Source organism: Streptomyces sp. KR55 (assembly GCF_052245645.1).
In the GTDB taxonomy this organism is placed as follows: Bacteria; Actinomycetota; Actinomycetes; order Streptomycetales; family Streptomycetaceae; genus Streptomyces; species Streptomyces flavusporus.
Genome location: NZ_JBQQCE010000116.1, coordinates 1 through 23,205, shown reverse-complemented (window position 1 = coordinate 23,205; position 23,205 = coordinate 1). Strand labels below are relative to the sequence as shown.

At 70.2% G+C, this 23,205-nt stretch carries 20 protein-coding genes; 11 read left to right on the top strand and 9 right to left on the bottom strand.

All coding sequences use genetic code 11. The features are described from left to right. Nucleotides 1-1,479 (bottom strand): BACON domain-containing protein (locus ACTWQJ_RS18875; protein ID WP_443307796.1); only part of this gene is annotated, 1,479 nt, incomplete at its 3' end. Nucleotides 1,480-1,709: 230 nt separating this feature from the next. Here ACTWQJ_RS18875 and radA point away from each other — a divergent pair. Both radA and disA read left to right on the top strand, forming a co-directional pair. Continuing rightward, nucleotides 1,710-3,119: a DNA repair protein RadA gene (radA, locus tag ACTWQJ_RS18870; protein WP_385513198.1), complete on the top strand. Its 1,410-nt coding sequence runs from the start codon at nucleotides 1,710-1,712 to the stop codon at nucleotides 3,117-3,119. Between the two features lie 80 nt (nucleotides 3,120-3,199). Then, on the top strand, nucleotides 3,200-4,324 hold the full coding sequence (gene disA, locus ACTWQJ_RS18865; RefSeq protein ID WP_129799466.1) for a DNA integrity scanning diadenylate cyclase DisA: 1,125 nt from the start codon (nucleotides 3,200-3,202) through the stop codon (nucleotides 4,322-4,324). Between the two features lie 155 nt (nucleotides 4,325-4,479). Here disA and ACTWQJ_RS18860 read toward each other — a convergent pair whose 3' ends face one another. Then, a complete protein-coding gene (locus ACTWQJ_RS18860) occupies nucleotides 4,480-5,319 on the bottom strand; it encodes a hypothetical protein (RefSeq protein WP_443307795.1) in 840 nt (279 codons plus the stop codon). 378 nt (nucleotides 5,320-5,697) lie between these two features. Here ACTWQJ_RS18860 and ACTWQJ_RS18855 point away from each other — a divergent pair, with 378 nt between their 5' ends. From ACTWQJ_RS18855 to cseC, 5 genes are all read left to right on the top strand, one after another. Then, a complete protein-coding gene (locus ACTWQJ_RS18855; protein ID WP_443307794.1) occupies nucleotides 5,698-6,633 on the top strand; it encodes an A/G-specific adenine glycosylase in 936 nt (311 codons plus the stop codon). Nucleotides 6,634-6,889: 256 nt separating this feature from the next. Further along, nucleotides 6,890-7,438, top strand: coding sequence for a SigE family RNA polymerase sigma factor (locus ACTWQJ_RS18850; protein WP_443307793.1), 549 nt, complete (start codon nucleotides 6,890-6,892; stop codon nucleotides 7,436-7,438). A gap of 107 nt (nucleotides 7,439-7,545) precedes the next feature. Further along, nucleotides 7,546-8,145, top strand: coding sequence for a hypothetical protein (locus tag ACTWQJ_RS18845; protein WP_443307792.1), 600 nt, complete (start codon nucleotides 7,546-7,548; stop codon nucleotides 8,143-8,145). Nucleotides 8,146-8,199: 54 nt separating this feature from the next. After that, nucleotides 8,200-8,910: a two-component system response regulator CseB gene (gene cseB / locus ACTWQJ_RS18840; RefSeq protein ID WP_443307791.1), complete on the top strand. Its 711-nt coding sequence runs from the start codon at nucleotides 8,200-8,202 to the stop codon at nucleotides 8,908-8,910. A gap of 13 nt (nucleotides 8,911-8,923) precedes the next feature. Then, a complete protein-coding gene (gene cseC / locus ACTWQJ_RS18835) occupies nucleotides 8,924-10,273 on the top strand; it encodes a two-component system sensor histidine kinase CseC (RefSeq protein WP_443307790.1) in 1,350 nt (449 codons plus the stop codon). A 19-nt stretch (nucleotides 10,274-10,292) separates the two neighbouring features. Here the strand turns inward: cseC and ACTWQJ_RS18830 are convergent, their stop codons facing one another. Beyond that, nucleotides 10,293-11,861, bottom strand: coding sequence for an MDR family MFS transporter (locus ACTWQJ_RS18830; RefSeq protein WP_443307789.1), 1,569 nt, complete (start codon nucleotides 11,859-11,861; stop codon nucleotides 10,293-10,295). A gap of 114 nt (nucleotides 11,862-11,975) precedes the next feature. Here ACTWQJ_RS18830 and ACTWQJ_RS18825 point away from each other — a divergent pair, with 114 nt between their 5' ends. Beyond that, nucleotides 11,976-12,566, top strand: coding sequence for a TetR/AcrR family transcriptional regulator (locus tag ACTWQJ_RS18825; protein WP_443307788.1), 591 nt, complete (start codon nucleotides 11,976-11,978; stop codon nucleotides 12,564-12,566). Here ACTWQJ_RS18825 and ACTWQJ_RS18820 read toward each other — a convergent pair. After that, nucleotides 12,563-13,291 carry a M23 family metallopeptidase gene (locus ACTWQJ_RS18820; RefSeq protein WP_443307787.1) on the bottom strand — a complete coding sequence of 243 codons (729 nt, stop codon included), beginning with the start codon at nucleotides 13,289-13,291 and terminating at the stop codon, nucleotides 12,563-12,565. The genes ACTWQJ_RS18825 and ACTWQJ_RS18820 overlap by 4 nt on opposite strands. 374 nt (nucleotides 13,292-13,665) lie before the next feature. On the opposite strand from ACTWQJ_RS18820, the gene ACTWQJ_RS18815 reads away from it, so the two are divergent. Both ACTWQJ_RS18815 and ACTWQJ_RS18810 read left to right on the top strand, forming a co-directional pair. Further along, complete coding sequence (locus ACTWQJ_RS18815; RefSeq protein ID WP_443307786.1) at nucleotides 13,666-16,773, top strand: NACHT domain-containing protein; 3,108 nt, start codon at nucleotides 13,666-13,668, stop codon at nucleotides 16,771-16,773. A gap of 128 nt (nucleotides 16,774-16,901) precedes the next feature. After that, a complete protein-coding gene (locus ACTWQJ_RS18810; RefSeq protein WP_443307785.1) occupies nucleotides 16,902-17,534 on the top strand; it encodes an HAD family acid phosphatase in 633 nt (210 codons plus the stop codon). A gap of 85 nt (nucleotides 17,535-17,619) precedes the next feature. Here ACTWQJ_RS18810 and ACTWQJ_RS18805 read toward each other — a convergent pair whose 3' ends face one another. Further along, nucleotides 17,620-20,145 carry an ATP-dependent Clp protease ATP-binding subunit gene (locus tag ACTWQJ_RS18805; protein WP_443307784.1) on the bottom strand — a complete coding sequence of 842 codons (2,526 nt, stop codon included), beginning with the start codon at nucleotides 20,143-20,145 and terminating at the stop codon, nucleotides 17,620-17,622. A gap of 430 nt (nucleotides 20,146-20,575) precedes the next feature. Between ACTWQJ_RS18805 and ACTWQJ_RS18800 the strand changes: the two genes are divergently transcribed. Next, the gene (locus ACTWQJ_RS18800) at nucleotides 20,576-21,259 is read left to right on the top strand and encodes an SCO3374 family protein (protein ID WP_443307783.1); all 684 of its coding nucleotides are present in this window, start codon (nucleotides 20,576-20,578) and stop codon (nucleotides 21,257-21,259) included. Here the strand turns inward: ACTWQJ_RS18800 and ACTWQJ_RS18795 are convergent. The 4 genes from ACTWQJ_RS18795 to ACTWQJ_RS18780 form a co-directional block, all read right to left on the bottom strand. Beyond that, a complete protein-coding gene (locus ACTWQJ_RS18795; protein WP_129799481.1) occupies nucleotides 21,238-21,573 on the bottom strand; it encodes a histone-like nucleoid-structuring protein Lsr2 in 336 nt (111 codons plus the stop codon). The two genes, ACTWQJ_RS18800 and ACTWQJ_RS18795, sit on opposite strands and share 22 nt — an antisense overlap. A 246-nt stretch (nucleotides 21,574-21,819) precedes the next feature. Beyond that, nucleotides 21,820-22,353, bottom strand: a complete 534-nt coding sequence (locus ACTWQJ_RS18790; protein WP_129799482.1) for an amino-acid N-acetyltransferase — start codon at nucleotides 22,351-22,353, stop codon at nucleotides 21,820-21,822. A gap of 9 nt (nucleotides 22,354-22,362) precedes the next feature. Next, nucleotides 22,363-22,791 carry a BlaI/MecI/CopY family transcriptional regulator gene (locus tag ACTWQJ_RS18785; protein ID WP_443307797.1) on the bottom strand — a complete coding sequence of 143 codons (429 nt, stop codon included), beginning with the start codon at nucleotides 22,789-22,791 and terminating at the stop codon, nucleotides 22,363-22,365. 187 nt (nucleotides 22,792-22,978) lie between these two features. Continuing rightward, nucleotides 22,979-23,158 carry a hypothetical protein gene (locus tag ACTWQJ_RS18780; protein ID WP_443307782.1) on the bottom strand — a complete coding sequence of 60 codons (180 nt, stop codon included), beginning with the start codon at nucleotides 23,156-23,158 and terminating at the stop codon, nucleotides 22,979-22,981. Between the last annotated feature and the right edge of the window lie 47 nt (nucleotides 23,159-23,205).

Sequence of the window (23,205 nt, the reverse complement as noted above, 5' to 3'; positions counted from 1 at the left end):
CGTGACAACCGCGCCGGCTGGTGAGATCGCCACCCGTGCGCTCCAGTACCCGGACGGCTCGCGCAGCTGGTCGACGTACACCTTGATCGTCAACGTTTCGCCTGGGCGGAGCGTTCCTGCAGATCGGCTCAGGTAGAGCCAGGAGGCGCCCGTGGTCGCGGACCAGCGCACCGGGGCATGGCCGGAGGCGGTCAGAGTGATCAGTGTGGTGTCGCCGCTGTTGTCGGCGGTCACCGCCAGTGCCCCCGCACTCTTGCGGCCCGCTCCGGCGACGCTGACGACCTCCACGGAGACGTCGGGTTGGTCGCCGTTCGAGAAGCGACCACCAGGGTGCGTGTCGGCGTTTCCCGTGTTCTCGTAGCCGCCGCGCGCCGCCTCGCCGTCGAGGCTGCCGGGGTCGTCGTCGCGGCTCGCGGTGGCGGTGCTGCCCTCTCCGCCCTCGCCGGTGACCGGCGAGGCCCGGTAGGCGGACCAGAGGGCCAGTACGGGGGCCGCAACGACGGTGGCGACGACGGTCGTGGTGACGGCACGCGCGCGTAGGCGGTCCCTTCGGGCGGCGCGATCCTTGGGGTCCATGGGGAAGCCGCGCCGGTCGAAGCGCGGCGCGGCGGTGCCCCGCGCGCGCGGGTGATGCGCCATGGCGTGGTGCAGTGCCGCGCGGGGCGCCTCCAGCACGGGCAGCGCGGCGGGGGTGACGCTGACGCCGGGCCAGCGGCCGGGGACGGCGCGCTCGGCGGTGCGCCGGCAGCGAGGGCAGTCGTCGACGTGCCGGACGAGCTCACGGCGGACCGCGGCACTGAGCACGAGCTGGTTGTCGCCGGTGAGGCGGGCGACGCTCGGACAGCCGCCGGTTTCGACGACCGCGAGGGCTGCGCGGGTGCGTTCGACCTCGCAGGCGGCGGAGGCGAGCAGTTCACGGGTGGCGGCGAGGTCCATGCCGAGGACGGCGGCGACCTCATGGGCGGCCAGGTGGTGGCGTACGGCCAGTTCGAGCGCCTCGCGCTGCTCAGGGGTGGTGCCGGCGGCCTCCGGCCAGGCCAGCTGAGCAAGTTCGCGCCGGCGCTGCTCCTGAGCCTCCTCGGAGACGGGCGGGGTGGTGGGCTGTCTGCCGCGCTGCCGTTCGGTGCCATGGCGGCCCGCCGCGTGCGTGGCCTGACGTTTCTGCTTGATCTCGGTCAGCTTGCGCAGGCACGCCCAGCGGGCCAGCGCGTACAGCCACGCCCGGCGGTCCCCGGCGGCGGCCGGGGCACGCTGGCCGCGGCGTTCGGCGAGCGCGAAGACCTCGCCCAGGGCGGCAGTCGCGGCGTCGTGGTCGCACAGCACGGAGAGGCAGTAGGTGAACAGACCGTCCAGATACGGCTCGTAGCGCGCGGGCGGGTGGTGCGCCAGCGTGCGCGCCGCAGCACGGTCGCGTGCCTCGCGGCGCGCCCGGTGTGCGCCGGTCGTGCGGGTCGAGGTGTCCGGGCTGCTGCTCATCACCCGGCCGACCGTAGGCGGCGGGGGGTGGCACCTTCCGCCCCCTTGAGCACTTTTAATTCGTACGGGTGAAACGATCCCTCATAAGGGGACAGGAACCGGTGATTCCGTGACCGGTTCGGGCGTGTCAATACCGGTTCGTACAGGGTTCGCGGCCCCACGGCACGGTGGCCCGCGGACCGATGGCCTGCAGCGTGCCCGCATTGTCAGTGGGGCCGGTTACGGTTTCGTCCATGGCTGCCCGTACGAAGACCACGAAGGACCGCCCGTCCTACCGCTGCACCGAATGCGGCTGGCAGACGGCCAAGTGGCTCGGCCGCTGCCCCGAATGCCAGGCCTGGGGCACGGTCGAGGAATACGGCACGCCCGCCGTACGCACGACCACACCCGGCCGCGTCACCACCTCCGCCCTGCCCATCGGCCAGGTCGACGGCCGCCAGGCCACCGCCCGCCCGACCGGCGTCCCCGAGCTGGACCGCGTGCTCGGCGGCGGGCTCGTGCCCGGCGCGGTGGTGCTCGTCGCGGGCGAGCCCGGCGTCGGCAAGTCGACCCTGCTGCTGGACGTGGCGGCCAAGTCGGCGAGTGACGAACACCGCACCCTCTATGTGACCGGCGAGGAATCAGCGAGCCAGGTCCGGCTGCGCGCCGACCGGATCGGCGCCATCGACGACCACCTCTATCTCGCCGCCGAGACCGATCTGGCCGCCGTGCTGGGCCACTTGGACGCGGTGAAGCCGTCACTGCTCATCCTCGACTCGGTACAGACGGTCGCCTCCCCGGAGATCGACGGCGCCCCAGGCGGCATGGCCCAGGTCCGCGAGGTGGCCGGCGCCCTGATCCGTGCCTCCAAGGAGCGGGGCATGTCCACGCTCCTGGTGGGCCATGTCACCAAGGACGGCGCGATCGCGGGCCCGCGCCTGCTGGAGCACCTCGTCGACGTCGTCCTGCACTTCGAGGGCGACCGGCACGCGCGTCTGCGCCTCGTACGCGGCGTCAAGAACCGCTACGGGACGACGGACGAGGTCGGCTGCTTCGAGCTGCACGACGAGGGCATCACCGGACTCGCCGACCCCAGCGGCCTGTTCCTGACCCGCCGGGCCGAACCGGTCCCCGGTACCTGCCTGACCGTCACCCTGGAGGGCCGCCGCCCCCTGGTCGCCGAGGTCCAGGCACTCACGGTCGACTCGCAGATCCCCTCCCCACGCCGCACAACATCCGGCCTGGAGACCTCCCGCGTCTCGATGATGCTGGCGGTCCTGGAACAGCGCGGCCGCATCAGCGCCCTGGGCAAACGGGACATCTACTCCGCAACGGTCGGCGGAGTGAAGCTGTCCGAACCGGCCGCCGACCTCGCCGTCGCCCTCGCACTGGCGTCGGCGGCCAGTGACACCCCGCTGCCGAAGAACCTCGTGGCGATCGGCGAGGTCGGCCTCGCGGGCGAGGTCAGACGGGTCACCGGCGTACAGCGCCGGCTCGCGGAGGCGCACCGCCTGGGCTTCACGCATGCGCTCGTGCCGGGCGATCCGGGCAAGGTCCCTGCGGGCATGAAGGTCCTGGAAGTCGCGGACATAGGGGACGCCCTGAGGGTCCTCCCCCGCTCCCGTCGCCGAGAGGCCCCCCGGGACGCGGAGGACCGCCGGTAGACTTTGCCCTGGTCTCGCCCGTCCGTACGAATCGAGTGCGCATACGGGAGCGCCCCAGAACCTGCGACCGGAGGAGTGCAGTGGCAGCCAACGACCGGGCAGCAGCTCCCGGAAAATCCGGTGGGAGTGCCGGTTCCGATGGCCTGATGCGCGCCTCGCTGAGCGCCGTGGCTCCGGGCACGGCCCTGCGCGACGGGCTCGAGCGGGTCCTGCGCGGCAACACCGGCGGGCTGATCGTGCTCGGCTCCGACAAGACCGTCGAGGCCATGTGCACGGGCGGTTTCGTGCTGGATGTCGAGTTCACGGCGACCCGGCTGCGTGAGCTGTGCAAGCTGGACGGCGGCATCGTGCTCTCCTCCGATCTGTCGAAGATCCTGCGTGCGGGTGTCCAACTCGTTCCGGATCCCACGATCCCGACCGAGGAGACGGGCACCCGCCACCGCACCGCGGACCGGGTCAGCAAGCAGGTCGGATTCCCTGTGGTCTCGGTCTCCCAGTCCATGCGGCTGATCGCGCTGTACGTCGACGGCCAGCGCCGCGTACTGGAGGACTCGGCGGCGATCCTGTCCCGCGCCAATCAGGCCCTGGCGACCCTGGAGCGCTACAAGCTCCGCCTGGACGAGGTTGCGGGCACGCTGTCGGCGCTGGAGATCGAGGACCTGGTGACGGTCCGGGACGTCTCCGCCGTCGCGCAGCGGCTGGAGATGGTGCGCCGCATCGCCACCGAAATCGCCGAATATGTGGTCGAACTGGGCACCGACGGGCGTCTCCTCGCCCTCCAGCTCGACGAGTTGATCGCCGGCGTCGAACCCGAGCGTGAACTGGTCGTCCGGGACTACGTCCCCGAGCCCACCGCCAAGCGCTCCCGCACGGTCGAGGAAGCGCTGGCCGAACTGGACGCCCTCACCCACGCCGAGCTGCTCGAACTGCCCACGGTCGCCCGAGCGTTGGGCTACACGGGCTCCCCCGAGGCCCTCGACTCCGCGGTGTCCCCGCGCGGCTTCCGCCTCCTCGCCAAGGTGCCGCGCCTCCCGGGCGCCATCATCGACCGGCTGGTGGAGTACTTCGGCGGCCTGCAGAAACTCCTCGCCGCCAGCGTGGACGACCTCCAGACGGTCGAGGGCGTGGGCGAGGCGCGTGCACGCAGCGTCCGCGAAGGCCTGTCACGCCTGGCGGAGTCGTCGATTCTGGAACGTTACGTCTGACCTCGTCACCCCGCGGGCAGTCGTGCCGCCTGGGGCGATGTGGGTCCCCCCGCTCGAGCGAAGCCGAGAGTGGGGGAGGGTGGGCGCGGGCGGCACCCCGTCAACGCCGGGCTGCGCGACCACCCCCGGCCCAGCCCCAACGCCGACCGCCAACCTCAGTCGGCATCCAGCACGAACGAAGTCCGCGCCTTCCCGAACCCCGGCGCCGCGGCCTCCACCAGATACGTCCCCGCCCCGGCCGCCCCCGCCGGAGGCGTCCCGCACTCGGGGACACTCGGCTTGCGATCCCACTCCACGGTGTACGTGATGCCGCTGCCCGCGGGCACCCGGTACAGCAGGCCGCCGGCCCCCTTGGGACAGTCGTCCGACGACCAGTACGCGTCGTCGCTCCCCGCCTGAGTGATCGTCAGCACCGCGCTCTTCGGCCCGAGATCGACCTTGCAGTCACTGCCGGAGGAGTTCTGCGCGGTCAGCCGGAAGACCGGCTTCTCGTCGGGCGAGTAGGAGTTACGCACGCTGTGCAGCGTCAACGACACCGCGCTCGGCGTGCAGTTGGCCAAGGGGGACCCGGCCGGCAGGGCATCCCCCGCACCGACGTCGGCCCCTGACGCAGCGCCACCCGAGCCGCCGCCGCTGCTGCCCGCACTGCCGCCGCCGTCACCCGAGCCGCCGGCTCCGCCGGAGTCCCCGGCCCCGGCACTGTCTCCCGAGCCACCCCCGGAACCGCCCCCGTTGGCGTCCCCGTCGTCCGACTCGTCGCGTCCGCCGGGCGCTTGACTGATCGCGGGTCCGGAGCTGGACGGCCCCGGTGTGATCGTGGGCGCGGGATTCTTGCCGTCGGATCCGTCGGCGCCGTTCTTGCTGCCTCCGCCGCCCGATGTGAGGACCCAGGCGATCAGCAGCGCCAACAGGGCGATCACAGACAGCAGGACGACCCTCCGTCGCCAGTAGATGGAGGAGGGAAGCGGCCCGACCGGATTGCGCAGAGATCCCACGGCGCAAACTGTACGAGAGATCGGTGCGTCAGCTTGCCCCACCCGCCGCCAGGAGCCACAACTTTTCCGGATCATCATCCCGGAATGCCGCCGACGCGCCGCTGCTGGTCATCGAGTCGAGCACCGGACGACGCAGGGAGTGACGAACCTTCCCACGTCGCCTACGGTCCGTGACCGCGAGCGCCGGGTGCGGCGACAACACCCCCGGCGGCGCCCGGAACTTGACGGAGCAGCGGACGGAGACGGGTCCGTTCGCGACCGCAGCCCTTGCACCATTGGCCACGGCCTCCGGGCGGCGCAGCCGACACCGCGCCCCGACCCGCCCCACTCCGCGCTACCCACGTCCGCGACCTTCGACGTGGCAGGATCGGAACTGCCATGACTGCGCCCACGAAGCCACCGCACACCCGTCCCGCCGACGCTGTTCCCGGTCCGCCGCTCGGAGCCGAGCTGCACTCCCCCGTCATCGCCTGGTTCGACGAGCATGCGCGCGACCTGCCCTGGCGGCGCCCGGAGGCCGGCGCCTGGGGCGTGATGGTCAGCGAGTTCATGCTCCAGCAGACGCCGGTGAACCGCGTCCTGCCCGTCTACGAGCACTGGCTGGCTCGCTGGCCCCGCCCCGCCGACCTCGCCGAGGAGGCCCCCGGCGAGGCCGTCCGCGCCTGGGGCCGGCTCGGCTACCCGCGCCGCGCCCTGCGGCTGCACGGCGCCGCCGTCGCCATAACGGAGCGGCACGGGGGGGACGTACCGACCGACCACGGCCAGCTGCTGGCGCTGCCCGGCATCGGCGAGTACACGGCGGCGGCCGTGGCGTCGTTCGCGTACGGGCAGCGGCATGCCGTGCTCGACACCAACGTCCGCCGGGTCCTGGCCCGCGCGGTCAACGGTGTGCAGTACCCGCCGAACGCCACCACCGCCGCCGAGCGCCGGCTCGCCCGGGCGCTGCTGCCCGAGGACGAGGGGACCGCCGCCCGCTGGGCCGCGGCCTCCATGGAGCTGGGCGCGCTGGTGTGCACGGCCAAGAACGAGAGCTGCCACAGCTGCCCGATCGCCGCACAGTGCGCCTGGCGGCTGGCCGGGAAGCCGGAGCACGACGGTCCGCCGCGCCGGGGACAGACGTACGCCGGCACCGACCGTCAGGTACGTGGCAAGCTGCTCGCCGTGCTGCGCGAGGCGCATGCGCCCGTGCCGCAGACGGTGCTCGACCGGGTGTGGCACGAGCCGGTGCAGCGGGCCCGGGCGCTGGACGGCCTGGTCGCGGACGGCCTGGTGGAGCCGCTGCCGGGCGGCCTGTACCGGCTGCCGCTGAGCTGACGTACAGCCACGCCACAGACTCCTGTCACACATCTGCGGTCGTTCGCAGCTCCATCCAAGTGTCAAATCACCCCGCATCCGCCCAATCTGACCTGCGCCTTTAACCCCTCCCTACTTCCGTTACACAACCGACGGACAGCCGAGCGTTTACCGCAGGCTGCTTCGGACAGCGCCGTGACAACGCCTCCGTAGCTTCATTTCCGTGCCCGACGGGGTGGCACGGCTACAGAAGTAACGGGGATGGAGGCGGTTGATCATGGCGCAGCGCGAGGTGGGCGAGGTGCTCGAGTTCGAGGAGTACGTCCGCACCCGGCAGGACGCGCTCCTTCGCAGCGCCCGCCGGCTGGTCCCGGACCCGGTCGACGCCCAGGATCTGCTCCAGACGGCGCTGGCCCGGACGTACGGCCGCTGGGACGGCATAGCCGACAAGCGGCTCGCGGACGCCTATCTGCGCCGGGTGATGATCAACACGCGGACCGAGTGGTGGCGGGCCCGCAAGCTGGAGGAGGTGCCCACCGAGCAGCTCCCGGACGCCTGCGTGGACGACTCCGCCGAGCAGCACGCGGACCGCGCCCTGCTGATGGACGTCATGAAGGTGCTCGCCCCGAAGCAGCGCAGTGTGGTCGTGCTGCGACACTGGGAGCAGATGTCCACGGAGGAGACGGCCGCCGCCCTCGGCATGTCGGCCGGAACGGTCAAGAGCACGCTGCACCGGGCGCTCGCCCGGCTCCGCGAGGAGCTGGAGTCCCGCGATCTGGACGCACGCGCGCTGGAGCGTGAGGAGCGGGAGCGTTGCGCGGCCTAGGGTCTGTCCGGCGGCCGGAGCCGGAGACGCGGGGCGCGGCACGCCCCCCTGCGGGGCCGCCCACCCCGGCCCGGAGCACCTGGCAGGCGGCGAGTACGGCGGCGGTCGTGCTCGTCGCCCTCGCCCTGTCGGTCTCCGCCTGCGGTACCGGCGGCACCGGCGCCCGGGACGAGGGCCCGGCCCACTCCGACGCGGTCGCCGGCACCGCGGCCTCGCCGGCGGCCCCGGCCTCCGCGGTGCCGCCCGCCAAGTCCCTCACCCGTCCCGCGGCGGTCAAGCTCCTCATGGCCGACCCGGAGGTCTCGACGACGGTCAAACGCTCCCTGAAGCCGTGCGCCAGCGACGAGTACCCGGTCGACCTGTCGTACGGCGATCTGACGTCAGGGCCGGTCGACGATGTCGTCGTCAACGTTGTGACCTGCAGCGATGTCGTCGGCATCGGCTCGTATGTGTATCGCGAGCAGGGCGGTACGTACCAGAATGTCTTCCAGTCCGAGGAACCTCCGGTCTATGCCGAAATCGACCGCGGTGACCTGATCGTGACCAAGCAGGTGTACGAGAAGGGCGACCCGGTGTCGAGCCCGTCCGGCGAGAACGTGATCACGTACCGCTGGGCCTCGGGCCGCTTCACCGAGGAGTACCGGACGCACAACGACTACAGCTCGGTGGTCGGGGGCGCGGCCACCCCGGCGCCCGAGAGCAACTGAACCCCCGGCCGGACTCCCACGCACGACAAGCACACGAGGACAGAGAGCAGCGGGATGGCAGATCAGACCCACGTTCTGTTCGTCGAGGACGACGACGTCATCCGCGAGGCCACCCAGCTCGCCCTGGAGCGGGACGGCTTCGCGGTCACCGCCATGCCCGACGGACTGTCGGGCCTGGAGGCGTTCCGCGCGAACCGCCCCGACATCGCCCTGCTGGACGTCATGGTGCCCGGCCTGGACGGCGTCAGCCTGTGCCGCCGGATCCGTGACGAGTCGACCGTCCCGGTGATCATGCTGTCGGCGCGGGCCGACTCCATCGACGTGGTGCTGGGCCTGGAGGCGGGCGCCGACGACTACGTGACCAAGCCGTTCGACGGTGCCGTCCTGGTGGCCCGGATCCGTGCCGTGCTGCGCCGCTTCGGCCACGCCGGCGGCGCCCGGGCGGGCCGGGCGGAGGAGGCCGGCGCCGGGGCGGACGGCGGCGTGCTCACCTTCGGCGATCTGGAGGTCGACACCGAGGGGATGGAGGTCCGCCGGGCCGGCCGCCCGGTGGCGCTCACCCCGACCGAGATGCGGCTGCTGCTGGAGTTCTCCTCCGCGCCGGGCACCGTGCTGTCGCGGGACAAGCTGCTGGAGCGCGTGTGGGACTACGGCTGGGGCGGGGACACCCGGGTCGTCGACGTCCATGTGCAGCGGCTGCGTACGAAGATCGGTCAGGACCGGATCGAGACGGTCCGCGGCTTCGGCTACAAGTTGAAGGCCTGAGCAGGGCAGGGGTATGCGGGGGATCTTTCGACGCCTCGTTCCGGAACGGCTGGAGCGCGCGGGCATCCGTACGGGACTGAGGTGGAAGCTCAGTGCGGCCATCGCGCTGGTCGGTGCGCTGGTCGCGATCGCGCTCAGCCTGGTCGTGCACAACGCCGCCCGCGTCTCGATGCTGGACAACGCGCGGGACCTCGCGGACGAGCGCCTCCAGATCGCTCAGCGCAACTACGAGCTGTCCGGCCGCCCCAACTTCCCCAGCATCAAGATCGACGACCCGCGCCTGCCGCCCGAGCTGCGGGCGAAGGCCGAGGCGGGGCGGCGGGCGACCTACGTGGCCGACCGTCCGGCCGGCGGGCCGGACATCTGGGCCGCGGTGCCGCTCAAGGACGGGCATGTGATGTCGCTGCACACGGGGTTCACCGACCGCAGCACGGACATCCTCAAGGACCTCGACCAGGCCCTCGTCATCGGCTCCATAGCGGCCGTCCTCGGCGGCAGCGCGCTCGGCGTGCTCATCGGCGGCCAGCTGTCGGGCCGGCTGCGCAAGGCGGCGGCTGCGGCGAACCAGGTCGCCAAGGGCGAGCCGGACGTCCGGGTGCGGGAGGCGATCGGCGGGGTCGTCCGGGACGAGACCGACGACCTGGCACGGGCCGTCGATGCGATGGCGGACGCCCTCCAGCAGCGTCTGGAGGCGGAGCGCCGGGTCACCGCCGACATCGCGCACGAGCTGCGCACCCCGGTGACCGGGCTGCTGACGGCGGCCGAGCTGCTGCCGCCGGGCCGCCCGACCGAGCTGGTGCTGGACCGGGCCAAGGCGATGCGCACACTGGTCGAGGACGTCCTGGAGGTGGCCCGTCTCGACGGGGCCTCCGAGCGGGCCGAGCTGCAGGACATCATGCTGGGCGAGTTCGTCGCCCGGCGGGTGGCGGCGAAGGATCCGGACATCGAGGTGCTCGTCGTACACGAGTCGGAGGTGACGACCGACCCGAGGCGGCTGGAGCGCGTGCTGTTCAACCTGCTCGCCAACGCCGCCCGGCACGGCAGACCGCCGATCGAGGTCACCGTCGAGGGCCGGGTCATCCGCGTCCGCGACCATGGGCCCGGCTTCCCCGAGGACCTGCTCGCGGAGGGCCCGAGCCGCTTCCGCACCGGCAGCAAGGACCGCGCCGGTCGCGGCCACGGCCTCGGCCTGACCATCGCGGCCGGCCAGGCCCGGGTGCTGGGCGCCCGCCTGACCTTCCGCAACGTCCGCCCGCCCGGCGCGGCGGAGCACATCCCGGCGGAGGGCGCGGTCGCCGTGCTGTGGCTGCCGGAGCACGCGCCGACGGACACGGGCAGCTATCCGATGCTGCCCGACCGGTAGGACGGACGTCAGGCGAACCTCAGACGGCCTCGGTCACCGGCGTCTGCGCGGGAGCGCCGTCGTCCGCCTTCGGCCCCGCCCCCTTCAGCGGCACCTCCTTGACGAACACCGCCGCCACCAGCGCGACCACAGCCACCCCGGCGCCCAGGAGGAACGCCCAGTGGGTCCCCGCGGACACCGCGTGCTGGTAGGCCTCCCGGGCCGCGGCCGGCAGCTTGGCCAGGCTCGCGGCGTCCAGCTGGGCGGACTGTTCGGTCACCTTGGAGCCCAGCGCGCCGGCCCGCTCGGCCATGACGTCCTGGACGCGGTGATTGAACAGCGCGCCCATGATGGCGACGCCGAAGGAGGAGCCGAGCGTGCGGAAGAGGGTGGCGGAGGAGGACGCGACGCCCATGTCCTTCATCTCCACGCTGTTCTGCGCGACCAGCATGGTGATCTGCATCAGGCAGCCCATGCCCAGACCGAGGACGGCCATGTACAAGCCGGAGGTCAGCCGCGAGGTCCCGGTGTCCATCAGGGACAGCAGGTACAGCCCGGCGACCAGCAGCACACCGCCCACGACCGGGAAGACCTTGTAGCGGCCGGTGTTGGTGGTCACCCGCCCGGCGACCATCGACGTCACGAGCATCGCACCGAGCATCGGCAGAAGCAGCAGCCCGGAGTTGGTCGCGGACGCGCCCTGCACCGACTGCTGGTACAGCGGCAGGAAGAGGGTTGCGCCGAACATCACGAAGCCGGTGATGAAGCCGATGACGGACATCAGCGTGAAGTTGCGGCTGCGGAAGATGTGCAGCGGCAGGACCGGTTCGGCGGCCCGGGTCTGCCAGAACACGAACCCGACGAGCGCGGCGACACCGATGCCGATCAGCTCCATGATCTGCACGGAGGTCCAGGCGTACTCGGTACCGCCCCAGGTGGTGACGAGCACGATCGCGGTGATGCCGACGGTCAGCAGCGCGGCGCCCAGGTAGTCGATCCGGGCCTCGGACCGCTTCTTCGGCAGGTGCAGTACCGCGCTGATGGCGAGCAGCGCTACGGCGCCGAGCGGCAGGTTGATGTAGAACGTCCAGCGCCAGCCCCAGTGGTCGGTGATGGTGCCGCCGACCAGCGGACCGCCGATCATGGCCAGCGCCATGACACCGGCCATCATGCCCTGGTACTTGCCGCGCTCCCGCGGCGGCACCAGATCGCCGATGATCGCCATCACGCCGACCATCAGTCCGCCGGCGCCCAGTCCCTGCACGGCACGGAAGGCGATCAGCTGACCCATGTCCTGGGCCATGCCGCTGAGCGCGGAGCCGATCAGGAAGATCACGATCGAGGTCATGAACGAGCCCTTGCGCCCGTACATGTCGCCGAGCTTCCCCCAGAGCGGGGTGGAGGCGGCGGTCGCCAGGGTGTACGCGGTCACCACCCACGACAGGTGTTCCAGACCGCCCAGTTCGCCGACGATCGTCGGCATCGCGGTGCCCACGATCATGTTGTCGAGCATCGCGAGCATCATCGCGATCATCAGGGCGAGCAGGACGACCCGCACGCTCCTGGGCTGCTTCCCCGTGTCCGTGCTGTCGGCAGGTGTGTCCGCCACCGCTCCCCCAACTTACTTGCCGCCCGGCTAGTTCTGCCACGGAACGTAGCTCGCAAACTAGCCGGGCGTCAAGTAAGTTTTTGTCTTACCAGGAGCACGAGGACGGGCGGCACGATGGGCGGCACCAAGCAGCAGCGGCGCGGCAACACGCGCCAGCGCATCCAGGACGTGGCGCTGGAGCTCTTCGCCGAGCAGGGCTACGAGAAGACGTCACTGCGCGAGATCGCCGAGCGCCTGGAGGTCACCAAGGCGGCGCTCTACTACCACTTCAAGACCAAGGAAGAGATCCTGGTCGGCATCTTCGACGACCTGATGCAGCCGATCGACGAACTGGTCGAGTGGGGCAGGCACCAGCCGCACACCCTGGAGACGAAGCAGGAGATCGTACGGCGCTACAGCCAACTGCTCTCCGACGCCGCACCGTTGTTCCGCTTCATGCACGAAAACCAGGCGACCGTACGGGAACTGCGCATCGGCGACCTGTTCAAGGAGCGCATGCGGGGCCTGCGCGAGATCATCATCGACCGGGACGCCACCCTGGCCGACCAGGTCCGCTGCGTGAGCGCCATCTTCACACTGCACGCCGGCACGGTGTTCGTGATGCAGGAACTGGAAGGCGACCCCGAGGACAAGCGCAAGGCCATCCTCGAGGTCGCCGTCGACATGGTGACCCAGGCGCACAGCGGCGCCGCTCGGTCGTCTTAGAGGGTCACGCCCTTGGTGCGCAGGAAGGCGGCCGGGTCGATGGCCGTGCCGTAGTTCGGGGTGGTACGGATCTCGAAGTGCAGGTGCGGACCGCTGGAGTTGCCGGTGTTGCCGGACAGGGCGATGCGCTGACCGGTGGCGACGACCTGGCCGACCTTCACGTCGATGCGGGACAGGTGGGCGTACTGGGAGAACGTCCCGTTGCCGTGCTTGATGACGACGGCGTTGCCGTACGCGGGGCCGTCACCGGCGCCGTTGCCGCCGGCCTTGACCACGGTGCCGCCGTGCGCGGCGACGACGTTGGTGCCGGTCGGGACGGCGAAGTCCTGCCCGCTGTGGGTGGACTGCCACATGCCGCCGGCCTGCGCGTAGCTGGCGCTGAGGCGGTAGCTCTTGACGGGGCTGGTCCAGAACGCGGCCTTCTTCGCGGCGGCCTGCGGCGCGGTCTTCCGGGTGTTCGCGGCGGCCGCCTTGGCCGCCTTCGCCTTGGCGTTCGCGGCGGCCACCTTGGCCGCTGCCTTCGCCTGAGCCGCGGCCTGCGCCTCGACGGCGCTCGCAACGCCGGAGGTGGCGGCGGTTGCGGTGGTGGTGGCCGCGACGGTGTTGGCGGCGGCCGCGACCCCGGCCCCCAGCACGACCGAGGCGCCGAGACCGGCGGCCAGCACGGCCGCGCGAGTGCGGAGCTGCGGCGTACGGGAAGAACGGGACGTGACACGCGTGAACATGCGAAACCTCATGGGACGGGGACAGAGAAAAGCCACCCGGCACACGGACGTCCGCCGAATGGGCCATCCCTTGGTAACCCCCGGACCCGGTCATCCCAAAAGGTGTGACCTACGACGGAACCTAGTACTCCACCCCATAACTTCCCGACTCTTGACAGAGCCCTCATCAGGGACGAATCCACCCATAACAGCAGTCCTGTCGCAGGATTCCGAGATAAAAGTCCATTTTGTCCAAATCGGCCTTTCCACTATTCCAGGTAGTAACGGACAAATCGCCTGTGCGGCATGTCACCGATGGGCAAGATCGAAAGACCCCGGAATGTGACGGGGGCTACGCTGCTGTTTCCTGCCAACGGGGCTCAGGGGGAGGCCGGGTGGAACCGACGGTCATCGGCATGAGGCTGGCGTCCGGGGTGGTCGCACCGCTCGTGAAGAAGCTGTTCGTGACCGAGGGTCCGGGCGCCGGGCTGGTGGACCGGCCGGTGCGGATCTCGTCGTACGTCACCTTCAGGGGCGAGAAGCGGCGGCTCGGCCGCGAGGACGTGACCGGACTGGCCGCGGAGCTGGTGCGCCGGGGCCTGCGCGGCACCGGAGAGCGCGCCCTGCCCGCCGACGAGGAGCAGGCCGTCGTCCACGCCCTGGCCGACACGCTGTACGCCCTCGGCGACCTGGACCTGACCGACGTACAGGCCGTGGAGCTCGGCCATGAGGCCCTGGCCGCCCGGCTGCGCGCGGCGAGCGGCAAGCCGGACCGGGACCTGTCCCTCGACGCGGCCCTGTTCTACTTCCGGGCGCTCACCACCGCCTGCCTGCACATCCTGCACTTCTTCACCCAGCGCTCGACCTTTGTCCCGCGCACGCTGGTCGAACAGACCCGGCGGCAGAGCGAGCTGCTGGCCAGGGTCGACGAGCTGATCGCCCGGACCCCACCGCCCGGCGGCACCGACCCGGCCTTCGAGCAGCGCTACGTGTCGTACGTCACGACCAGGCACGGCCACCTCACCATCTACGGCATCGACCTGGTCAACTCCCCCGACCGCTGGCCCCTGGACGCGGCCTATCTGAGCCTGCAGGCACTGCACCCGGCCGGGGACGGTACCGGTTCCGACGGCCTCGGCGTCGCCTCCGCCGCCACCGCACTGCCCGCCGAACAGGCCTTCGCCGAGCACGACCGGGTACTGCTGCGCGGAGTGGCCGGCTCCGGCAAGACCACGCTGGTGCAGTGGCTCGCGGTGACCGCGGCCCGGGGCGAGCGCGGCGACCGCATCCCCTTCGTCCTCCCCTTGCGCACCCTGGTCCGCCGCCCCGAGGGGCTGCCCGCCCCCGACGCCTTTCTGGCCGCCGTACGCGTCCCGTTCCACGCGAACCAGCCGGACGGCTGGGTGGACCGCGTGCTCACCGCCCGCCGCGCCCTGCTCCTGATCGACGGCATCGACGAGATCCCCGAACGCGAGCGGGAGCGCACCCGCCGCTGGGTGCGCGACCTGCTGGACGTCTATCCCGGCAACCAGTGGCTGGTCACCTCCCGCCCCTCCGCCGTACGGGAGGACTGGCTCGCGGCCGACGGCTTCACGGAGCTGATGCTCACCCCCATGAGCCGGGACGACGTGGCCGCGTTCGTCTCCCGCTGGCACACGGCGGCACGGGCCGACGCCCCCGACCCCGAACGTCTCGACGACTACGAACGCTCCCTCCTCGACGCCCTGCGCACCAAGTCCGACCTCGGCCGCCTCGCCACCAACCCCCTGATGTGCGGGCTGATCTGCGCACTGCACCGCGACCGGCGGGGCTATCTGCCGCACGGGAGGCAGGAGCTGTACGACGCCGCGCTGTCGATGCTGCTGGCGCGGCGGGACGAGGAGCGGGACATGTACGGCCACGACGGCATCCAGCTCACCGAGCTCCCCCAGATCCAGCTCCTTCAGCGCCTCGCCTACTGGCTGATCCGCAACAACCAGTCGGAGATGGACGCCGAGCGGGCGGAACGGATCATCGCCGACGTCCTGCCTTCCCTCCCGGCCGCCGCCACGCAGGGCGACGCCGGCCAGATCCTGCGGTACCTGCTCGTCCGCAGCGGCCTGCTGCGCGAACCCGCCCCCGGCACCGTGGAGTTCGCGCACCGCACCTTCCAGGACTACCTGGGCGCGAAGGCCGCCGTGGAGGACGGGGACTTCGGGCTGCTGGTGCACGGGGCGGCGGACGAGCAGTGGGCGGACGTGATCCGGATGGCGGTGGCGCATGCCCGGCCGCGGGAACGGGCCGAGCTGCTACGGGAGTTGATCGCTGCCGCAGGCCGGCTCGAAGACCCCGCTGGGGCGCGGGTACGACTCCTGGCGCTGGCGTCCCTGGAGCACGCGACGGAACTGGATCCGGGAGTGCGGGAGGATGTCGAGCGCAATGCCGCCGCGCTGATCCCACCCCGGACGACCGGCGAGGCCCAGTCCCTCGCGTCGGTGGGCCCGCTCGCCCTGGAGCTGCTGCGGGGTCCAGGGGGACTCAGCGACGCCGAGGCACGGGCGGTCGTCGTCGCGGCGTCACTCATCGGCACAGACGCCGCGCTGCCGGTACTCGCCCGGTTCCGTACCCATCCCGCCCTGGACGTCCGCGCCCAACTCAGCTGGACGTGGGGCCGGTTCCCTGCCCGCCGGTACGGCACAGAGGTCATCGCCCACCTGCCCGAGGACGGCCTGTTCTTCACCGCCCGCTCCAAGGAACACCTTCACATCCTGAGGGAACTGGGCGGCCGGCGCTCGGTACAGCTCATCGGTGACCTCGATCCGGGCGTGCTCACACCTGACACAGTGGAAGAGCTCGTCATCCGTGAGAACAACCGGCTGCGGGACCTGGACAGCCTCGCCGGTCTGCACCGGCTCACCTACCTGGACCTCAAGTGGGTCTCGTACGTCGACGACCTCACCCCACTGGCCCGACTGCCGCTGTCCCGGCTGTCGCTGGACGAGGTGCCGCCCTTGGAAGGGCGGACGGACGCGCTGTCCGTGCTCTCCGGCTCATCGACCCTGGCCCATCTCGACCTCGGCATCCTGCTCGGGGGCGAGTCGCTCGACGACGTGCTCCCCCGGGACGTGCCCCTGCGGCACCTCGGGTTCACCGGTTCGGCGCTCCTGGCCACCGGCCTGCGCGGCCTGCACCGCCTCCGCTCCCTGAAGCAGCTGAGTTTCACCAAGGTGGACGGAGGGCTCACCCCCGAGGACTACGAGGAGATCGCCCGGCTCCCCGAACTGGAGCAACTGCGCATCAACTGGCAGCACCTCGGCTGGAGCGGCCCGCCCCTGCCCCGAGTCACCGACCTGCGCATCACCAACTTCCACGGCACCGAGGACCTTTCGGACATCCCGTCCCTGTTCCCCAATCTGCGCACGGTCACCATCGTCCACGTCGTGGACGTCATAGAGATCCCGGAACACATCCTCGCCCCGCTGCCGGTCGCACCGACCTTCAAGAGAACCAGCAGCGTTATGTGACGCACACCTCTGTTCACCTACCGTCCAGTAACCCTACGGTTCCCCTCACGCCATCCACACCGACGAGCATGCCCACGACACGTTGGCAGCCGTACGGACACCGTACGGACGTGAAGGGACCCCCACACATGACGAGACGACGCCCCTGGGCGAGCCGCACCGCCGCAACCGCCGTCGCAGCAGCCGCCCTCGTGGCCATCGCCGCCCCCGCCGAGGCCGCGACCAGCACCGGCACGACCACCACCGCCACCACCGCCGCCGCGGCGGACGTGGACTACGACACCTGGCAGAAGGACTGCCAGGCGGTGATGGACCAGGCACTGCCCTACCTGAAGCAGCGCATCGCCCAGTCGCAGCCGGGTGAGAAGCAGGCGATCGTCTTCGACATCGACAACACCACCCTGGAGACCGACTTCGGCTTCAGCTACCCGCAGCCGGCCAACCAGCCGGTCCTGGAGGTCGCCGAGTACGCCCAGGAGCACGGCGTCGACCTGTTCTTCGTCACGGCCCGCCCGGGCATCATCTACGCGCCCACCGAGTACAACCTGGAGAAGGCCGGCTACGAGGTCGACGGCCTCTATGTGCGTGGCTTCCTCGACCTCTTCAAGGACGTCGCCGCCTACAAGACCGCCCAGCGCGTCGACATCGAGTCGAAGGGCTACACGATCATCGCCAACATCGGCAACAACACCACCGACCTGTCGGGCGGCCACGCCGAGAAGACGTACAAGCTGCCGGACTACGACGGCCAGTTGTCCTGACCCGGCAACAGAGAAGGGGCTGCCCCGGGACTCGCGTCCCGGGGCAGCCCCTTCTTCGATCTTCGGTTCAGGCCGAGCGCAGCGGCTAGGCCTCCTTGCTCAGGTTCGGACCCGCTCCGCCGGCCGCCTGCTCGATCGGCGGGACGTCCGGCAGGGCCGACTTCTCCTCACCGCGGAAGGTGAAGGTCTTGGTCTCGCCCTCGCCCTCGGTGTCCACGACCACGATGTGACCGGGGCGCAGCTCGCCGAAGAGGATCTTCTCCGACAGCGAGTCCTCGATCTCGCGCTGGATGGTGCGACGCAGCGGACGCGCACCCAGCACGGGGTCGTAACCCTTCTTGGACAGCAGCTCCTTGGCGGACTGGGAGAGCTCGATGCCCATGTCCCGGTCCTTCAGACGCTCGTCCACCTTGCCGATCATCAGGTCGACGATCCGCAGGATGTCGGCCTGGGTCAGCTGCGGGAAGACCACCACGTCGTCGACGCGGTTGAGGAACTCGGGCCGGAAGTGCTGCTTGAGCTCGTCCGAGACCTTGTTCTTCATGCGCTCGTAGTTGGTCTTCGTGTCACCCGCGGCGGCGAAGCCCAGGTTGAAGCCCTTGGAGATGTCCCGGGTGCCGAGGTTGGTCGTCATGATGATGACCGTGTTCTTGAAGTCCACGACCCGGCCCTGGGAGTCGGTCAGACGACCGTCCTCCAGGATCTGCAGCAGCGAGTTGAAGATGTCCGGGTGGGCCTTCTCGACCTCGTCGAAGAGGACGACGGAGAACGGCTTGCGGCGGACCTTCTCGGTCAGCTGGCCGCCCTCTTCGTAGCCCACGTAACCGGGGGGCGAACCGAAGAGACGCGACACCGTGTGCTTCTCGCTGAACTCCGACATGTCGAGGGAGATCAGCGCGTCCTCGTCACCGAAGAGGAACTCGGCCAGCGCCTTGGAGAGTTCGGTCTTACCGACACCGGACGGGCCGGCGAAGATGAACGAACCACCCGGACGCTTCGGGTCCTTCAGACCCGCACGCGTACGCCGGATCGCCTTCGACAGCGCCTTGACGGCGTCGTCCTGGCCGATGACCCGCTTGTGGAGCTCGTCCTCCATGCGGAGCAGGCGGCTGGACTCCTCCTCGGTCAGCTTGAAGACCGGGATGCCGGTGGCCGTGGCGAGGACCTCGGCGATCAGCTCGCCGTCGACCTCGGCGACGACGTCCATGTCGCCGGCCTTCCACTCCTTCTCCCGCTTGGTCTTGGCGGCCAGGAGCTGCTTCTCCTTGTCGCGCAGGGAGGCGGCCTTCTCGAAGTCCTGCGAGTCGATCGCGGACTCCTTGTCCCGGCGGACGGCGGCGATCTTCTCGTCGAACTCGCGCAGGTCCGGCGGAGCGGTCATCCGGCGGATACGCATCCGGGAACCGGCCTCGTCGATCAGGTCGATCGCCTTGTCCGGCAGGAAGCGGTCCGAGATGTACCGGTCGGCCAGGGTGGCGGCCTGGACCAGCGCCTCGTCGGTGATGGAGACGCGGTGGTGCGCCTCGTACCGGTCGCGCAGGCCCTTGAGAATCTCGATCGTGTGCGGCAGGGACGGCTCGGCGACCTGGATCGGCTGGAAGCGGCGCTCCAGGGCCGCGTCCTTCTCCAGGTGCTTGCGGTACTCGTCCAGCGTGGTCGCACCGATGGTCTGCAGCTCACCGCGGGCCAGCATCGGCTTCAGGATGGAGGCCGCGTCGATGGCGCCCTCGGCGGCACCCGCACCGACCAGCGTGTGCAGCTCGTCGATGAACAGGATGATGTCGCCGCGGGTGCGGATCTCCTTGAGCACCTTCTTCAGGCGCTCCTCGAAGTCACCGCGGTAGCGGGAGCCGGCGACCAGCGCGCCGAGGTCCAGGGTGTAGAGGTGCTTGTCCTTGAGGGTCTCGGGCACCTCGCCCTTGACGATGGCCTGAGCGAGGCCCTCCACGACGGCGGTCTTGCCGACGCCGGGCTCACCGATCAGGACCGGGTTGTTCTTCGTACGGCGGGACAGCACCTGCATGACCCGCTCGATCTCCTTCTCGCGCCCGATGACCGGGTCGAGCTTGGACTCACGAGCGGCCTGGGTGAGGTTCCGGCCGAACTGGTCGAGGACCAGGGACGTCGAGGGGGTGCCCTCGGCAGGCCCACCGGCGGTGGCGGCCTCCTTGCCCTGGTAACCGGAGAGCAGCTGGATCACCTGCTGCCGCACGCGGTTCAGATCTGCGCCCAGCTTGACCAGGACCTGGGCGGCGACGCCCTCGCCCTCACGGATCAGGCCGAGCAGGATGTGCTCCGTGCCGATGTAGTTGTGGCCCAGCTGAAGGGCCTCGCGGAGCGACAGCTCCAGGACCTTCTTGGCACGGGGGGTGAAGGGAATGTGGCCCGAGGGCGCCTGCTGGCCCTGGCCGATGATCTCCTCCACCTGCTGGCGGACCGCCTCGAGCGAAATCCCGAGGCTCTCAAGGGCCTTGGCGGCGACACCCTCACCCTCGTGGATCAGGCCCAGGAGGATGTGCTCGGTGCCGATGTAGTTGTGGTTGAGCATCCGGGCTTCTTCCTGAGCCAGGACGACAACCCGCCGCGCGCGGTCGGTGAACCTCTCGAACATCGTTAATCGCTCCTCAGAGCGGTCAGGCAGTAAGGGGAACTTCCCCTCCCTGTCCTTCCGCAGCTTAGTCCCGCAAGCGGGGACCGCTCATTCCAACTGCCGACACCGTCCTTGGCCTCCTGACCTCGAACGCCGACATCTGCTCCAACCCGATGGTGCGAGACGATGTTCCCGCAGGCCAGGCAGTTACCCTCACCATCAGTACGCCGATGGCGAACGTGAGACGCCCTTTCCTGCGTGTCGCCCCCTCCCACTAGGGATGTCTTACCCGCTCGGACTGACAGTCCATGCAGCGCGCGCCCGTTCCCTCAGCTACGGGCGAACAACCTTGCGCCACTCCACGCCCCCACGCGCCCCCGTCTTCGGTACTCTGCGCATTCACTGAAACACTCAGCGTAACTCGCACGCCCTTTTGACGGTTGCGCTGGACATGGTTGGCGCTATGCCCATGGTCCCCCTTCCCCGCCGGTCGCTCGACTCGAGCGACCGGGTGCGGCGGTGGTACGAGAACGAACTGGGCTGGGCGACCGCGCCCGGCACTCCGGTCCGCCTGCGTGTGGGCCTGCGCTTCGACGTCCTGGACGTGCCGGCCGAGGCGGGATGCGCCGCGCTGCGGCATCTGGATCCCGGCTCCCCGGTGGCCGTGCGGGGCGACCGGATGCGGCTGCTGGTGGCCGCGGGCAGCGCCGAGGAGCTGCCGGGGCTGCTGGACTGGCTGGAGTGGGGCACCCTGCCCCTGGACCTGACGGCCATCGGCCCGGGCGGCGTCATGGACGCCCCGAGGCCCCCGGGGAGCGGCGCAGCACTCGCGGATCCGTGCTCGGATCCGCTCTTGGATCCACTGGAGCCGGGTGAGCCCGAGACGGGGCCCTCCGGCCCGGCCGGAGGGCGGCCGCTTTCCCCGGGCCGCTCAGGCGGCTCTCTTCAGGGGGCCGCCGTGTGGCTGCGGCCCCCCGAGCCGGGGTGCGAGGTCGAGGCCTCGCTGCCGACGCTGTCGGCCATGGGGGGCGGTGGGGGCGCCCCCGATCTCGTACGGCTGGTGGACACGGTGGCCACTCACTGCCACCGGATCCGGCTGCGACGCGCGTGCGCTCAGCCGTTCGCCTTCTCGTAGGCCTCGCGAATGGACGCCGGAACACGGCCACGGTCGTTGACCTCGTAACCGTTCTCCTTCGCCCACGCACGGATCGCAGCGGTGTCCTGGCTACCGCCGGCAGCGGCACGCGCCTTTCCACGCCCGCCGGAAGCACGGCCACCGGTACGCCGGCCGCCCTTCACATAGGGGTCGAGAAGGCCGCGAAGCTTGTCCGCATTGGCGGTCGTGAGGTCGATCTCGTACGTCTTGCCGTCCAGCGCGAACGTCACTGTCTCGTCCGCCTCGCCGCCGTCGAGGTCGTCGACAAGAAGGACCTGAACCTTCTGTGCCACCGGATTTCCTTTCATCGATAACGTGAGGGCCGGGGGTCTGCGGCGTCCGCCCGTTTCGCCGCCCCCTGTTATATGCACTACTGCAGTACGTCGGAAAGCAAACCGCTTTTGCTGGAAAAACACAAACCCCCGGCAGAGACCGATCACAGCTCCCCGCCCGGAAACATGCGCGTTTCGGACATAGGGAACCTGGGCAGCCGGGTCGGGCGGAATACTCCTCGCATACCACCGGCATACCCGCGGCGATCACAGATGCAGAAGCATCCGGCTGTTGCCCAAGGTGTTCGGTTTCACTCGTTCGAGTCCGAGGAACTCGGCGACGCCCTCGTCATAGGAACGGAGCAGCTCGGCGTAGACATCGGTGTCGACCGGCGTCTCACCGATCTCCACGAAGCCGTGCCTGCCGAAGAAGTCCACTTCGAAGGTCAGACAGAAAACGCGGCGAACACCCAGCCAGCGTGCGGTCTGGAGCAACTTCTCCAGCAACTGATGGCCGACGCCGGCGCCCTTGAGGCCGGGCTTCACGGCGAGCGTGCGGACTTCCGCGAGGTCTTCCCACATCACGTGCAGTGCACCGCAGCCGACCACCTCGGCGTTGTCGTCACGTTCCGCGACCCAGAACTCCTGGATGTCCTCGTAAAGCGTCACCGTGGCTTTGTCGAGCAGGATGCCGAGGCGAACGTACGCGTCGAGCAGTCGGCGGACGGCCGGGACATCGCTGGTCCGGGCCCGCCGGACAGTGATGGCTTTAGCGGTGACTTCGGGACTCTCTGCGGACATGAGCGGACGCTATCGCCCGCCGTCCTCCGGTGCCGAGCCGGGGTTCTCGCCCGCGCTATCGGAGGGGGATTCCGGGGCTTGGGTGCGTTCGGCAGGTGGGGGTGCGGGCGTTTCCGGGCCCTGGACGATGCGTACGGCGTCGCTCAGCGACTGTCGCTGTTCCTCGCTCATCATGCCGAAGAAGGCGACGAGCGCGGCTGCGGGGTTGTCGCTCTGCGACCAGGCCTCGTTCATGAGGGCGGCGGCGTAGGCGGCCCGGGTGGAGACGGCCTCATATCGATAGGCCCGGCCTTCCGACTCGCGGCGCACCCAGCCCTTCTGATGGAGATTGTCCATAACGGTCATCACCGTGGTGTAGGCGATGGACCGTTCCTGCTGAAGATCTTCCAGGACTTCTCGAACGGTCACCGGGCGGTTCCACTTCCACACCCGCGTCATGACCGCGTCTTCGAGTTCTCCCAATGGGCGAGGCACAACTCATCACAATAGTGGGATGTCTGCGCACTTGCGCACCGAACCGGCACGTTCAGTTGCTTTTCTCCGCAAACCAGAACAAATTGGGCGGACTTGTGACGGGGGTGGTCGGTGCGTGGGCCGCCGGGCGGCCGGGTCGTCGTGCGGCGGCTCAGGCGTCGCTGCGCGTGGAGGACTGACGGGCACCCTCCGCACGCGCGATGGCGGCATCGACGATCGCGTCCTCCTTGGCCTTGTTGGTGCCGCCCTGGGTCTTCACGATCACCCTGATCACACCGATGAAGAACACGGCCATGACGAACGGGGGCAGGAGCGCGGAGACGTAGTCCATGGCTCAAGGGTAGACGCGGGGGGTGGGGTGGCTCGGACGGGGGCCGG